14 protein-coding genes are annotated in these 13,095 nt (G+C 66.1%); 9 read left to right on the top strand and 5 right to left on the bottom strand.

The genetic code is table 11. The annotated features are described in order from the left end of the window. Positions 1 to 9 precede the first annotated feature (9 nt). From Q0894_RS04320 to Q0894_RS04340, 5 genes are read right to left on the bottom strand one after another with little or no spacing between them, the layout of a single operon-like run. Positions 10 to 279, bottom strand: coding sequence for a K+/H+ antiporter subunit F (locus tag Q0894_RS04320; protein WP_132044280.1), 270 nt, complete (start codon positions 277 to 279; stop codon positions 10 to 12). Next, positions 276 to 770 carry a Na+/H+ antiporter subunit E gene (locus Q0894_RS04325; protein WP_299231838.1) on the bottom strand — a complete coding sequence of 165 codons (495 nt, stop codon included), beginning with the start codon at positions 768 to 770 and terminating at the stop codon, positions 276 to 278. Before Q0894_RS04325 ends, Q0894_RS04320 begins: the two co-directional genes overlap by 4 nt. After that, positions 767 to 2,275, bottom strand: a complete 1,509-nt coding sequence (locus Q0894_RS04330) for a monovalent cation/H+ antiporter subunit D (RefSeq protein ID WP_299231840.1) — start codon at positions 2,273 to 2,275, stop codon at positions 767 to 769. The genes Q0894_RS04325 and Q0894_RS04330 overlap by 4 nt, the downstream gene beginning before the upstream one ends. Next, complete coding sequence (locus Q0894_RS04335) at positions 2,272 to 2,616, bottom strand: Na+/H+ antiporter subunit C (RefSeq protein ID WP_299231841.1); 345 nt, start codon at positions 2,614 to 2,616, stop codon at positions 2,272 to 2,274. Before Q0894_RS04335 ends, Q0894_RS04330 begins: the two co-directional genes overlap by 4 nt. Next, on the bottom strand, positions 2,616 to 5,447 hold the full coding sequence (locus Q0894_RS04340; RefSeq protein ID WP_299231842.1) for a monovalent cation/H+ antiporter subunit A: 2,832 nt from the start codon (positions 5,445 to 5,447) through the stop codon (positions 2,616 to 2,618). Before Q0894_RS04340 ends, Q0894_RS04335 begins: the two co-directional genes overlap by 1 nt. Positions 5,448 to 5,664: 217 nt before the next feature. Here Q0894_RS04340 and Q0894_RS04345 point away from each other — a divergent pair, with 217 nt between their 5' ends. The 9 genes from Q0894_RS04345 to Q0894_RS04385 all read left to right on the top strand — a co-directional run bounded on the left by Q0894_RS04345 (position 5,665) and on the right by Q0894_RS04385 (position 13,064). After that, positions 5,665 to 7,995, top strand: a complete 2,331-nt coding sequence (locus Q0894_RS04345; protein ID WP_299231843.1) for a putative monovalent cation/H+ antiporter subunit A — start codon at positions 5,665 to 5,667, stop codon at positions 7,993 to 7,995. Further along, on the top strand, positions 7,988 to 8,413 hold the full coding sequence (locus Q0894_RS04350) for a Na+/H+ antiporter subunit B (RefSeq protein ID WP_299231844.1): 426 nt from the start codon (positions 7,988 to 7,990) through the stop codon (positions 8,411 to 8,413). Before Q0894_RS04345 ends, Q0894_RS04350 begins: the two co-directional genes overlap by 8 nt. Before the next feature lie 14 nt (positions 8,414 to 8,427). Beyond that, on the top strand, positions 8,428 to 8,775 hold the full coding sequence (locus Q0894_RS04355; RefSeq protein ID WP_299231845.1) for a Na+/H+ antiporter subunit C: 348 nt from the start codon (positions 8,428 to 8,430) through the stop codon (positions 8,773 to 8,775). After that, a complete protein-coding gene (locus tag Q0894_RS04360; RefSeq protein ID WP_299231846.1) occupies positions 8,772 to 10,292 on the top strand; it encodes a Na+/H+ antiporter subunit D in 1,521 nt (506 codons plus the stop codon). Before Q0894_RS04355 ends, Q0894_RS04360 begins: the two co-directional genes overlap by 4 nt. Next, positions 10,286 to 10,759, top strand: coding sequence for a Na+/H+ antiporter subunit E (locus Q0894_RS04365; RefSeq protein ID WP_299231847.1), 474 nt, complete (start codon positions 10,286 to 10,288; stop codon positions 10,757 to 10,759). Before Q0894_RS04360 ends, Q0894_RS04365 begins: the two co-directional genes overlap by 7 nt. Before the next feature lie 101 nt (positions 10,760 to 10,860). Further along, positions 10,861 to 11,130, top strand: coding sequence for a monovalent cation/H+ antiporter complex subunit F (locus Q0894_RS04370; protein ID WP_195689014.1), 270 nt, complete (start codon positions 10,861 to 10,863; stop codon positions 11,128 to 11,130). Beyond that, complete coding sequence (gene mnhG, locus Q0894_RS04375) at positions 11,123 to 11,527, top strand: monovalent cation/H(+) antiporter subunit G (protein WP_299231849.1); 405 nt, start codon at positions 11,123 to 11,125, stop codon at positions 11,525 to 11,527. The genes Q0894_RS04370 and mnhG overlap by 8 nt, the downstream gene beginning before the upstream one ends. A gap of 122 nt (positions 11,528 to 11,649) precedes the next feature. Continuing rightward, a complete protein-coding gene (locus Q0894_RS04380) occupies positions 11,650 to 11,802 on the top strand; it encodes a DUF2256 domain-containing protein (protein ID WP_299231850.1) in 153 nt (50 codons plus the stop codon). After that, positions 11,730 to 13,064, top strand: a complete 1,335-nt coding sequence (locus Q0894_RS04385) for a DASH family cryptochrome (RefSeq protein ID WP_299231888.1) — start codon at positions 11,730 to 11,732, stop codon at positions 13,062 to 13,064. The genes Q0894_RS04380 and Q0894_RS04385 overlap by 73 nt, the downstream gene beginning before the upstream one ends. Positions 13,065 to 13,095: the final 31 nt, after the last annotated feature.

A 13,095-nucleotide genomic window follows, 5' to 3' on the forward strand; every position in this document is an offset into this window, starting at 1 on the left:
GGTGTCCCCCTATTCGATGATGTCGCCGCGCAGCAGGTACTTGCACACCGCCACGGTACTGATGAAGCCAAGCATGGCGATCAGCAGCGCCGCTTCGAAGTAGGTCTTGGTATCCAGCCAGAGTCCCAGCAGCACGATCAGGGCGATGGAGTTGATATACATGGTGTCCAGCGCCAGCAGGCGGTCGGGCATGTCCGGGCCGATGGTCAGTCGGTAGACATTCAGCGCCATGGCTGCCACAACCAGGGCCAGGCTGGTCCAGAGTGCAACCTCAATCATTCGTAGATCTCCTTCAGCGGCCGCTCGTAGCGCTCGCGAATGGTCTCGATCAATGCATCATCGTCCTCCACGTCGAGGGCATGAATCAGCAGCGACTTGCCATCCAGGCGCAGATTGGCCGAGACCGTGCCCGGCGTCAGGCTGATGGTGTTGGCGAGCAGGGTGATGGTGAAGCGGTTCTCCAGCATCAACGGGTACTCGATGAAGTGAGGCCGCATGCGCCGCCAGGGGTTGAGGATCAGCCAGGCAACCTGAAGGTTGGCAGTGACGATATCGCCGAGTACACGCAGTGCGAAGCGCAGCAGCAGGGCCGGTTTCTTGACATGGGGCTGTGTGTCCCAGAAACGGTGGGTTGCCAGTGGGATCGCCACCGCCAGTGCGCCGCCCAGCAGGATATGGCCGAAGGCGACGCTGCGTACCATCAGCAACCAGACGATCAGCAACAGAATCGACAGCAGTGGTGTCGGCAGCCAGGAGCGAGGCTGGATCATGGAGCATCTCCCTCGTTGTTCAGCAAGGCGCGTGTCAGAACCTCGGGGTGGGCCAGCTGCTCGGCGGTGGCGTCGGTGTAGTCGACCAGCGGGCCGGCCAGGGCCACCATCAGCGGGGCGGCACCGATCAGCCAGGCGACGCCGAACCACTGACGCCGGGGCAGGTGCTGGCCATCGGCCGAGCCGGTGCTGCGCCAGAACAGTGTGGAGCCCGCCCGCGACAGCGCAATGATGGCGGCGAGGCCGCTGAGCAACAGGATCGGCCATAGCCAGGCACGCTGGACTCCCTCGGCGGTGGCCATCAGCAAAGCCTTGCCGATCGCCCCCGAGAGTGGCGGCATGCCAGCCACGGCGATGGCGGCGGCGAAGAACAGGGCGGCGAGCCACCCCCCCTGGCGAAGCGGCTGACCCTTGACCAGGCGGGTGCCCGCCTTGCCGCGCTGGGCGCCGATCATTTCGGCGAGCAGGAAGAGGCCGCCGGTGACCAGGGTGGTATGGATCAGGTAGTAGAGCAGGGCGGAGACCGCCGCTGGAGTGCCGATGCCGATCCCCGCCAGCAGGGTACCCACCGAGACCAGCACCAGATAGGCCACCAGCAGGCGCAGGTCCCGCGCGGCCAGGGCGCCGAGGGTAGCCACCGCCAGGGTGCCCAGCGACAGCCACCATACCCAGCCCTGCTCCAGGTCTGCCAGGGGGCCGGCGGCTTCACCGAAGACCAGTGAGTAGACCCGCAGAATGGCGTAGATCCCCACCTTGGTCATGATGGCAAACAGTGCCGCCACCGGAGCGGGTGCCGCGGCATAGGCCTTGGGCAGCCAGAAGTAGAGCGGCAGAATGGCTGCCTTGAGGCCAAACACGACCAGCAGCATCAGGGCGCCCGCTACCACCAGCCCTTCATGCTCGGCAGGCAGTTCGCTCAGGCGAACGGCCATGTCGGCCATGTTGAGGGTGCCGGTGGCCCCGTAGAGGATGCCGACACTGATCAGGAACAGCGAAGACCCGGCCAGGTTGAGCACCACATAGTGCACCCCGGACATGATCCTCTCCTTGCCGCCGCCATGAAGCAGAAGCGCGTAAGAGGCGAGCAGCAGGACCTCGAAGAACACGAACAGGTTGAACAGGTCGCCGGTCAGGAAGGCGCCATTGATCCCCATCAACTGCCACTGGAAGAGACCGTGGAAATTGCTGCCGCGCTCGTCGTCGCCGGCACAGGCGAACACCACGGCACCCAGTGCGAGGATGGAGGTGAGCAGCACCATCATGGCCGAGAGACGGTCGAGTACCAGAGCGATGCCGAACGGAGGTTGCCAGTCGCCCAGGGCGTAGTAGGTCACCTCGCCGCCGGCGGCTCGGGCCACCAGGGCGATGCTTATCAGCAGCAGGGCCAGGGTGGCGCCGACCCCGACCAGGCGCTTCAGGCGCACGCTGCCCTGGCGCTGGAAGAGCAGCAGGATGCCCACCACCAGTGGCACTACCACCGGCAGCACGATCAGATGAGTGCTCATCGGCGCCCCTCCCCGGCTTCATGCTTGCGGCCATCCACATGGTCATTGCCCGCCTCGCTGCGCGCGCGCATCGCCAGGATCACCACGAAGGCGGTCATGGCGAAGCCGATCACGATGGCGGTCAATACCAGCGCCTGGGGCAGTGGGTCGGCGTACTCCTTGACGCCGTTGATCAGTGCGGCGCCATCGGTGGTCAGCCCGCCCATGGAGAACAGAAACAGGTTCACCGCATAGGAGAGCAGGGTCAGGCCCACCACGACGGGGAAGGTGCGTGAACGCAGGACCAGGTAGAGTCCGCTGGCGGTAAGTACGCCGGTGGTGATGGCGTAGAGGCTTTCCATCAGGTGGTCTCCTTGCGGGGGCGCTGGGGTGATGCATTGTCTTCGGACTTGGGCTCCTTGGCCGGTCGGTGGACCGTCGTCACCTTGCCCAGGTTGGCCAGGATCATCAGGGTGGCGCCGACCACGGCGAGATAGACCCCGAGGTCGAACAGCATGGCGGTGGCCAGCTCGAATTCACCTATCAGCGGCAGGTGGAAGTGACCGAATGCCGAGGTCAGGAAGGGATAGCCGAACAGCCAGCTGCCCAGGCCCGTGAGAGTGGCGATGCCCACCCCGGCCACGGCTACCGGCTGGTAGGGGAAGTCGAGGCGCTCCTGGCTCCACTCCACGCCGCGCGCCATATAGAGCAGAATCAGCGCCACGGCGGTGACCAGGCCGGCAATGAACCCGCCCCCCGGCTCGTTGTGACCGCGCAGGAAGATAAAGGCCGAGACGAGCAGGGCCAGCGGCAGCAGCGCCATGGAGATGGAGGTGAGAACCGCCGGATAGCGGTCCGGCGACCAGAGGCGTCCCTCGCTGTCGCTGTGGGGCATGAACAGCCGCAGGCGGTTGAGCAGCTTGAAGATCGCCAGGCCGGCCAGCGCCAGCACGGTGATTTCACCCAGGGTATCGAAGCCGCGGAAGTCCACCAGGATGACATTGACCACATTGTGGCCGCCCCCCCCGGGGATGCTGTTTTCCAGAAAGAAGCCGGAGATGGGCGAGTTGTCACGCGTCAGCACCGCATAGTTGAGGCTGGCGACCACCAGCCCCAGGCTGCTGGCCAGCACCACATCGCGCAGGTTGCGGCGGTTGGACGACTCGGTGGGCGTCTTCTGGGGCAGGAAGAACAGCGCCAGCATCAGCAGGATCATGGTGACCACCTCAACGGAAAGCTGAGTCAATGCGAGATCCGGGGCCGAGAAGCGGGCGAAGGTCAGGGCGACGACCAGCCCCACCACCGAGAGCATGATCAGCGAGATCAGGCGGAAACGGTGCGTCACCGCGGTGGCGATGCCACCGAACACCAGCAGGGCAGCTCCGAGCAGCACCGCGCCGTCGATGGGCTGATTTCCCAGAGGGCCGGTCAGCCCGCTGATACGCGCCAGACCCAGGCTGCCCATCAGCAGCGAGGCGAACAGCAGCCAGCTCATGTAGCGCTGCAGGGAGCCCCCCTCGAAGCGTTTCAGGCTGTGTTCGGACCAGCGACCGAGGCACTGCAGCGTGGCCTCGAACACCAGGCGCGCATCCACCGCACTGAAGCCGCGGTGGAAGTGGCGCAGGTCGGCGTGACGCCAGTAGGCCGTGATGCCGGCCACCAGGGCCAGGGCACTCATCGCCAGCGGCAGGTTCAGGCCGTGCCAGATCGCCAGGTGGAAGTCGAGGGGGGCGCCCAGCACCGCCTCCACGGCCAGACCCAGCAGCCCCTCGGCCAGTACCGGCGCCAGGCCGACGACCACGCATAATGTTACCAGCAGCTCAACCGGCGCGCGCATCAGCCAGGGCGGCTCGTGTGGCGTATGAGGCGGATCCGCCTTGGCGGGCTTGAAGAAGACCGCGTGCACCAGTCGCAGCGAATAGGCGACCGAGAGGATGCCGCCCAGGGCGGCGAGTACCGGCAGCACCCAGCTCAGTCCGGCCAGCACCGGCGTCTCCAGGGTCTCGGTGAAGAACATCTCCTTGGAGATAAAGCCGTTGAGCAGTGGCACCCCGGCCATGGCTGCCCCCGCCACGGTGGTCAGCAGGGCGGTGACCGGCATCGCCTTGCGCAGGCCGCCCAGGCGGCCGAGCTCGCGGGTGCCGGCCTCGTGATCGATGATCCCGGCGCTCATGAACAGCGCCGCCTTGAAGCTGGCGTGGTTGAGGATATGGAACAGCGCTGCCAGCACCGCCATGGGGCTGCCGATGCCCAGCAGGACCGTGATCAGCCCCAGATGGCTGACCGTGGAGAAGGCCAGGATGCCCTTGAGGTCGGTCTTGAGCAGTGCAAACCAGGCCCCGTAGAGCATGGTTGCCATGCCGATCAGGGAGACGACCACCGACCACAGCTCACTGCCGGCGATGGCGGGATGCAGTCGCGCCATCAGGAAGATGCCCGCCTTGACCATGGTGGCCGAGTGCAGGTAGGCCGAGACCGGCGTGGGCGCCGCCATGGCGTGAGGCAGCCAGAACTGGAAGGGGAACTGGGCCGACTTGGTGAAGGCGCCCAGCAGTACCAGTACCAGCATGACCGGGTAGCGTGGGTCGGCGAGTATCGCCTCACCACCAGTCAGCACATCGTCCATGGCGTAGCTGCCGACCATGTCGCCCAGCAGCAGCAGGCCGGCGAGCAGTGCCAGGCCGCCTGCGCCGGTCACGGTAAGTGCCATGCGTGCGCCCTTGCGGGCATCGCTGCGGTGCGACCAGAAGCCGATCAGCAGGAAGGAGGAGAGGCTGGTCAGTTCCCAGTAGAGCCAGAGCAGGATCAGGTTGTCGGCCATCACGATGCCGACCATCGAGGCCATGAACAGGATCAGATAGGCGTAGAAGCGCCCGAAGGGCTCCTCCGCCGCGAGGTAGAAGTGGGCATAGAGCAGGATCAGCAGGCCGATGCCCAGGATCAGCAGATTGAAGAGCACCGACAGCCCGTCCAGGCGGAAGGCCAGCTCGAGCCCCAGGCTGGGTATCCAGGCGACGGAGGCGCGCAGGGCCTCGCCGCTGGAGAGGGCCGGCAACTGTGCCAGCATCAGCAGCAGGGCCAGGGCCGGGAGGACGGCAGTGGCGAGGGAACAGGTACGCCGTCCGTGGCTGGCGGTGACCATCGGCACCAGCATGCCCACCAGCGGCAGCAGGGCTATCCACATCAATGTCATCGGTCGCTCATCCTGCGAATATGGATTTGGGGAAGAGGCATAGGCTACCCGCAGGGCAAGGTGGTGCACCAGCGTGGGACGCATCACTCCCCAGGGGGTAGCCTGACTGGACGGTATGCCGAGCATCCTAACGCAAAGTGCTTCGGTGCGCGCCCACCTTGTGTTTCAACACCTTGTGTGATTAATGTGAATGGGTCGACCGACGGGAGAGCACCCGATGCAACTCCTCGTGCTGGGTGGATTCGTGATAGCGGCCATGGCGCCGCTGCTGTATCGCTGGTTCGGTTCGCGAGCGGCAGGCGTGATGGCGCTGCTGCCGGCGGCCATTGCCGCCTGGCTGATGGCCCAGTGGCCCACCATCGCCGACGGCGAGATGCTATGGCTGGAGTGGGCCTGGGCGCCGGGCCTCGATATCACCCTGACGTTCATGGTCGATGGCCTGGCCTGGCTGTTCGCCATGCTGATCACGGTGATCGGTACCCTGGTGCTGATCTACGCCGGAGAGACCCTTCACGGTCATCGTGATCTGCCGCGTTTCCTGGTGGTGATCACCGCCTTCATGATGTCTATGCTTGGCCTGGTGCTGGCCGATAATCTGGTTGCCCTGTTCGTGTTCTGGGAGCTGACCAGCATCACCTCCTATCTGCTGATCGGCTTCAACCATACCGATCTCGCCGCACGCAAGTCGGCCCAGCAGGGACTCTTCGTTACCGTGGGTGGCGGACTGGCGCTGCTCGCCGGTTTCGTCATGCTGGCCCTGGCCGGCGACAGCTGGTCGCTGGTCGAGCTCAACACCCGCGGCGAACAGCTCAAGGCGCATGCACTCTATCTGCCGCTGCTGGTCTGCGTGCTGCTGGGCGCCTTCACCAAGTCGGCCCAGTTTCCCTTCCACTTCTGGCTGCCCAACGCCATGGCGGCGCCCACGCCGGTCTCGGCCTACCTGCACTCGGCCACCATGGTCAAGGCGGGGGTCTACCTTCTGGCGCGGCTGCATCCGGCGTTGGGCGGGACCGAGCCCTGGGTGGCCACGCTGTCGCTGGTGGGGGCACTGACCATGGCCACCGGCGCCTTTCTGGCGGTCCAGCACACCAACGTCAAGACGCTGCTGGCCTACTCAACGGTAATGGCACTGGGCACCCTGACGATGCTGCTGGGCATCGGAACCGAGGCCGCGCTCATCGCCTTCGTGGTCTTCCTGCTCGGCCACTCCCTCTACAAGGGGGCGCTGTTCATGGTCGCCGGTATTCTCGACCACCAGGCCGGCACCAAGGATGTCACCGCCATGGGCGGGCTGCGTCATGCCATGCCGCGTACCGCCCTGGTGGCGGTGGTGGCGGCGCTGTCGCTGGCGGGCTTGCCGCCGCTGCTGGGCTTTGTCGGCAAGGAGCTGATGCTGGCTTCACTGCTGGCCGCGGAGGCCTATCGGGCGGTGATCCTGCCGCTGGCCTTCCTCGCGGCCTTCCTGACTCTCGCGGTGGCGGCGGTCGTCGCCATTCGCCCCTTCTTCGGTCCGCGGCATCAGACACCGCGGGTCCCTCGCGAGGCTCCCTTCGGCATGCTCGCAGGTCCCGCCCTGCTCGCCATGCTGTCGCTGCTGCTGGGCGTGGCGCCAGGGCTGCTCGATCCGCTGGTGAGGGCCGTGATCGGGGGGATCGGGGCGGGGCAGGGCGAGGTACACCTGGCGCTCTGGCACGGCCTCAACCTGCCGCTGCTGCTCTCGCTGGCCAGTCTGATACTGGGTGGGACGGTGTTCTGCCACTGGGACCGTCTGCGCGCCTGGCTGGCACGCCTCGAACCGTTGATGACCCGTGGCCCAGAGGCCGGTTATGAGGCACTGCTCAGGGGGCTTGTGCATGTGGCCGAGTGGCAGACCCGCTTCCTGCAGGGCGGCTATCTTCGCAACTACCTGGTGATGACCCTGCTGGTGCTGCTGGGGCTTGTGGGACATGCGTTGCTGGTGCGGCATACACCCAGCCTCGCCTTAACGCCGGATGTCTACCCCCATGAGGCGGTGGTGGCGGGGCTGATGATCGCCGGGGCGGTGGCGGCCTGCGTGATGCGCTCGCGCCTGGCGGCGGTTGCGGCCGTGGGAGTGGTGGGGTTCTCCATCGCCCTGACCTTCGTGCTGTTCAGTGCGCCTGACCTGGCCATCACCCAGCTGCTGGTGGAGACCCTGACCGTCATCCTGCTGGTGCTGGTACTGTTTCGCCTGCCACGCTTCTCCACACTCTCCACCCCGGCCGAGCGGCTGCGTGACCTGGTCGTGGCGGGGCTTGTCGGTGGCATGATCACCCTGTTGATGCTGACCGTGCTCTCCGGTGAACGGCTGCCACGCATCTCCGACTACATGGTGGAGAGCAGCCAGCCGCTGGGCCACGGACACAATATCGTCAACGTCATCCTGGTGGACTTCCGCGCCCTCGACACCCTGGGAGAGATATTCGTGCTGGCGCTGGCGGCCCTCGGTGTCCATGCCATGCTGCGCTTCCATGCCGAGGCGTATGAGGCCAGAAATGCCCGGCGGGCACGGAGGGGAGACGATGGTTAGGTCGGGCACGCTGATCCTCAGGGTGGCGGCGCGGCTGCTGTTGCCGCTGCAGCTGATGTTCTCGCTGTTCCTGCTGCTGCGTGGCCACGATGAGCCCGGTGGGGGCTTTATCGCGGGGCTGGTGGCGGCAGGGGGCTTTGCGCTCTATCTGTTTGCCTGGGGGCAAGGCGCCCTGGGCGCGATGCTCAGGGTCTCGCCCCGGGACCTGGTGGGGATGGGGCTCCTGCTGGGGGTGGCCTCGACACTGCCCGCCTGGTGGAGCGGGCAGCCCTTCTTTACCGCCAAGTGGTGGACCCTCCCAATCATCGACTTCAAGGCCTCGACGCCGCTGGTCTTCGATATCGGCGTCTATCTGGTGGTGCTCGGCTCGGTGCTGACCGCCATCACCGCCCTGATCCAGACCGACGATAACGCCTGACGCGAGGAGCCCCCATGGAACCCTTGATGGCCATCACCATCGGTACCCTGTTCGCCGCCGCCCTCTACATGATGCTGCGTCGCTCCATCGTCAAGCTGGTGATCGGGCTGATGCTGCTCTCCAATGCCGCCAACCTGCTGATCTTCGCCACCGCCGGCATGACGCGTGGCGCACCGCCGCTGGTGCCGGAGGGGCTCACCGCCCCCGCAGGGGTGGTGGCGGACCCACTGCCCCAGGCGCTGGTGCTGACCGCCATCGTCATCGCCTTCGGCGTGCTGTCGTTTGCCGTGGTGCTGGTGCGTCGCGCCTGGGAGGTCGTGCGTGCCGATGACATGGACCGGATGAAGGATACCGATACGTGACCCCCGAGGTCGCGCTGCCGATCCTGATTCCGCTGATGGCGGGGGCCGTGTCGCTGGTCTTCTGGCGATCGCGCCTGATGCAGCGGCTGGTCGCCGTGGGGGGCTCCGCTGGACTGCTGGTTACCGGCCTGTGGCTGCTCGCCTCGGTAAGCCATGAGGGGATCATGGTGGTTCAGGTGGGTGGCTGGGCCGCGCCCTTCGGCATCAGCCTGGTGGCCGACCTGCTGGGGGCCATCATGGTGGTACTCACCGGCATCATCGGATTCGCCGTGGCGATCTACTCGCTGGCCACCGCCGGCCGGGGTCACGAAGCCCATGGCTACTTCCCGCTGATGCACCTGCTGCTGGCCGGAGTCGCCGGTGCCTTCCTCACCGGTGATATCTTCAATCTCTATGTCTGGTTCGAGGTGATGCTGGTGGCCTCCTTCGCGCTGCTGATCCTGGGGGGCGAGAAGGCGCAGATGGAGGGGGCGATCAAGTATGTGGCGCTCAACCTGCTCTCCTCGGTGATCTTCCTGGTCGCCGTGGGGCTGCTCTACGGCATGGTGGGGACCCTCAACATGGCCGATATCGCCAGGCGGCTGGCCATGGTCGAGGAGCAGGCCATGGTCGATGCCCTGGCGATGATGTTCATGGTGGCGTTTGGCATCAAGGCGGCGGCCTTCCCGCTGTTCTTCTGGCTACCGGCCTCCTACCACACCCCTCCGGTTGCGGTGTCGGCACTGTTTGCGGGGCTGCTTACCAAGGTCGGGGTCTATGCGCTGTTCCGCGTCTTTACCCTGATCTTTCATCACAGTCCGGGATACACCCATGAGATCCTGCTATGGGGGGCGGGACTGACCATGCTCTCCGGGGTGCTGGGGGCAGCGGCCCAGTTCGAGTTCCGGCGCATCCTGTCGTTTCATATCGTCAGCCAGATCGGCTACATGATCCTCGGCCTGGCGCTCTTCACGCCACTGGCGGTCGTCGGCGGGGTCTTCTATATCATCCACCATATCATCGTGAAGACGAACCTGTTCCTGGTCAGTGGCATCGTCCATCGGCTGCGTGGCAGCTATCGGCTCGAGCGGCTGGGCGGCTTCTACCGCAGCCATCCCTGGCTGGCGGTGCTGTTCCTGATTCCCGCCCTGTCGCTTGCCGGCATTCCGCCGCTATCGGGGTTCTTCGCCAAGTTTATCGTGATCCGTGCCGGCATCGAGGCCGAGGCCTATGGGGTCACCGCCATCGCCCTGCTGGTGGGGCTGCTCACGCTCTACTCGATGATCAAGATCTGGGCCGAGGTATTCTGGAAGTCGCTCCCCCCGGAGGGCGACGTCGACCCCTTCCCGGAGGTGCGCCAGCGGGAGATGTGGCTGATGGCGGCCCCGGTGGCGGGACTGGCGCTCTGTACCCTGCTGATCGGCCTCTACCCGGGACCTCTTCATGCCCTGGCCGAAGCATCAGCCGACCAGCTGCTGGATCCACAGGGCTATATCCGCGCGGTGCTGGGCGAACAGGGCGAGGGAGTACCATGGTAGGCGCGGTCTGGAACCTGCTGCTGGGGGTGGCCTGGGTGGTACTCACCGGCGACTTCAGCGGCCGCAATCTGGCCGCCGGTCTAGCCTTCGGCTATCTGGTGCTGACGCTGATCCAGCCCCAGGTGCCGGCGCTTTCCGGCTATGCCCAGCGCCTGCCGCGGCTGGTGCGTTTCATCGCCTTCTTCATCAAGGAGCTGGCCATGGCCAACCTCAAGGTGGCCTACGATATCGTTACCCCGCCCTGGTACATGAAGCCCGGGGTGATCGCCATGCCGCTTCAGGCACGCAGCGAGTTCGAGATCGCCTTCGTCGCCAACCTGATCTCGTTGACGCCGGGCACCCTGAGCCTGGATGTCTCCGATGACCGCCGGGTGCTCTATATCCATGCCATGTTCCTGGACGACGAGGAGGCGCTGCGTGCCAATCTGGTAGAGCTTGAGCGCCGGGCCCTGACGCTGTTTCGCTGATAGCCATTAGCCATTAGCCATTAGCCATTAGCCATTAGCCATTAGCCATTAGCCATTAGCCATTAGCCATTAGCCATGCCTAGCCGTGAAGGAGATTGCCGATGTCGCCCATCATCCTGTTGAGCCTGGCGCTGATGTCGCTGGCGTTGTGTCTCGCCTTCGTGCGTCTGTTTCGGGGGCCGAGTCTGCCCGACCGGGTGGTGGCGCTGGAGCTCTTCTCGTCGATCCTGGTCGGCATGATCGGGGTGGTGGCCATCGCCACCGATGTGGCCAGCCTGCTCGATGTCGCCATCGTCATGGCGCTGATGGCCTTTATGGCCGCCATCGGCTTCGCGAGATTCCTGGAACGAGGAGGGCCGCGGGATGACTGATATCGTCGGCGAAGGACTGGTACTGGTCGGGGCACTGTTCATGCTGCTGGCGGCACTGGGCGTGGTGCGCCTGCCCGACCTGCTGACCCGCATGCATGCCACCACCAAGGCGGCCACCCTGGGAGTTTCTCTGGTCATGCTGGCGGTGGCGCTGCACTTCGCCCAGGTGGCGGTGGTGGCACGGGCCTTCGCCGTGATCCTGTTTATCATGATGACGGCCCCCGTCGCCGCTCATGTGATCGGGCGGGCCGGCTACTTCGTGGGCACCAGATTATGGGAAGGCACGCTCAAGGACGAGCTCAGGCCCCACTATGACCCCCTGACCCATGAGCTCAGGAGCGGCCTGGAGACGACAGAGGAGGAACGGCGAGGGCGCGATGAGACGGATGCCTCCTGAGGTGGGCCGGAATCATCGATGTTGAAGGAGACCGTTTAGGGGGCTGCCGGGCCGGTGAATGGGTTTTGTTTGTACAAAACCTGTACTATAATTGCATGGTGTCCATTTTTTGAGATGCCGCCTTGCACCATAAACCGCATCTTCCGCAAAAACCCCGTGCTCGCTGCGGCCGCGCCTTTGCCTGGCGGCGCAAGTGGCAGCGCTGCTGGCACGAGGTGCGTTACTGCAGCGAGCGCTGCCGCCGCGAAGCACGCCGCCGGGCGGCCGCCTCGTGAGCCGGGTGCTGGTGTGGCTGCGCGGGGACCTGCGCCTGGCCGATAACCCGCTGCTGCACTTCCAGCGCCCGCCGGAGTCGTTGCTATGTGTCTATATCCTGGACCGCGACTGGCTCCAGGCGCCCGATGATGGCGTCACGCGCATCGGTCCTGCGCGGCTGCGCTTCCTGTGGGAGAGCCTGATCGCCCTGCGTGGTGAGCTGCTGAGCCGCGGCAGTGACCTGCTGGTGCGTCTGGGTGACCCGGTGGCGGAGATTGCATGGCTGGTCGAGCACCACCGCATCGATCAGGTGTCGGTGCGTCGCGATGCCGGCTGGGATGAGACCCAGGCGGTGTCGCGACTGGCCAGGCGGCTGGGCCCGGAGGTAACGCTCTGGTGCCCGGACAGTGGCACGCTGTTCGATGAAGCCCGGTTACCGATCGCCGTCGAGGCCCTGCCGCCGAGCTTTTCCTCCTTTCGCCGGCGGGCCGAGCGCCACTGGGCCGTGCCCTCCGCCATGTCGGCGCCGGTCTCCCTGCCACCCTGGCCCGAGGCGGCGTCGCGCGGATTGCCATCGCTGACCGGTGTATGCACCGAGGCCGCCGGCTGGCGCCCCGACCCCCGCGGCGAGTTCGACTTCGTCGGAGGCGAGGCGGCGGGCCGAGAGCGGCTCGCTCACTACCTGGCCCAGGGCGGGCCGGGCCGCTACAAGCAGACCCGCAACGCCCTGAATGGCCCCGACTTCTCCACCCGGCTATCGCCCTGGCTGGCTCACGGCTGCCTCTCGGCACGCCAGGTCCACGATGCGGTGCGCGCCTGGGAGGCTCGTCACGGTGCCAGCGACTCCAGCTACTGGATAGTGGTCGAGCTGCTGTGGCGCGACTATTTCCACTGGGCCGCTCGCCAGGAGGGGGCGGCGCTGTATGGTCCCCGGCAGTTGCCGATGGCCAGAGAAGCCCTCGAGGCATGGTGCCGGGGGCGCACCGGCATGCCGCTTGTGGATGCCGCCATGCGCGAGCTGGCCGCGACCGGCTGGCTGTCCAACCGGGCGCGTCAGAACGCGGCGAGTTACCTGGTGCATGAGCTGGGGGGCGACTGGCGCCTTGGTGCGGCCTGGTTCGAGCACTGCCTGATCGACTACGATGCCGCCAGCAACTGGGGCAACTGGCGTTATGTGGCCGGCGTCGGACGCGACCGTCGCGGCCAGCGATTCGATGTGCCATGGCAGGCCGAGCGCTACGACCCCCGGGGCCACTACGTGACCCGCTGGTTGTCCGCCTGATTCCACTGCCTTCGCCCTCTGCTGATCGCGG

The sequence above is a fragment of the uncultured Halomonas sp. genome (assembly GCF_947501415.1).
In the GTDB taxonomy this organism is placed as follows: Bacteria; Pseudomonadota; Gammaproteobacteria; order Pseudomonadales; family Halomonadaceae; genus Halomonas.

Bases quoted from the DNA above. Each gene is read 5' to 3' on its own strand.
- Q0894_RS04320 (WP_132044280.1), bottom strand. From the start codon at position 279: ATGATTGAGGTTGCACTCTGGACCAGCCTGGCCCTGGTTGTGGCAGCC.
- Q0894_RS04325 (WP_299231838.1), bottom strand. From the start codon at position 770: ATGATCCAGCCTCGCTCCTGGCTGCCGACACCACTGCTGTCGATTCTG.
- Q0894_RS04330 (WP_299231840.1), bottom strand. From the start codon at position 2,275: ATGAGCACTCATCTGATCGTGCTGCCGGTGGTAGTGCCACTGGTGGTG.
- Q0894_RS04335 (WP_299231841.1), bottom strand. From the start codon at position 2,616: ATGGAAAGCCTCTACGCCATCACCACCGGCGTACTTACCGCCAGCGGA.
- Q0894_RS04340 (WP_299231842.1), bottom strand. From the start codon at position 5,447: ATGACATTGATGTGGATAGCCCTGCTGCCGCTGGTGGGCATGCTGGTG.
- Q0894_RS04345 (WP_299231843.1), top strand. From the start codon at position 5,665: ATGCAACTCCTCGTGCTGGGTGGATTCGTGATAGCGGCCATGGCGCCG.
- Q0894_RS04350 (WP_299231844.1), top strand. From the start codon at position 7,988: ATGGTTAGGTCGGGCACGCTGATCCTCAGGGTGGCGGCGCGGCTGCTG.
- Q0894_RS04355 (WP_299231845.1), top strand. From the start codon at position 8,428: ATGGAACCCTTGATGGCCATCACCATCGGTACCCTGTTCGCCGCCGCC.
- Q0894_RS04365 (WP_299231847.1), top strand. From the start codon at position 10,286: ATGGTAGGCGCGGTCTGGAACCTGCTGCTGGGGGTGGCCTGGGTGGTA.
- Q0894_RS04370 (WP_195689014.1), top strand. From the start codon at position 10,861: ATGTCGCCCATCATCCTGTTGAGCCTGGCGCTGATGTCGCTGGCGTTG.
- mnhG (WP_299231849.1), top strand. From the start codon at position 11,123: ATGACTGATATCGTCGGCGAAGGACTGGTACTGGTCGGGGCACTGTTC.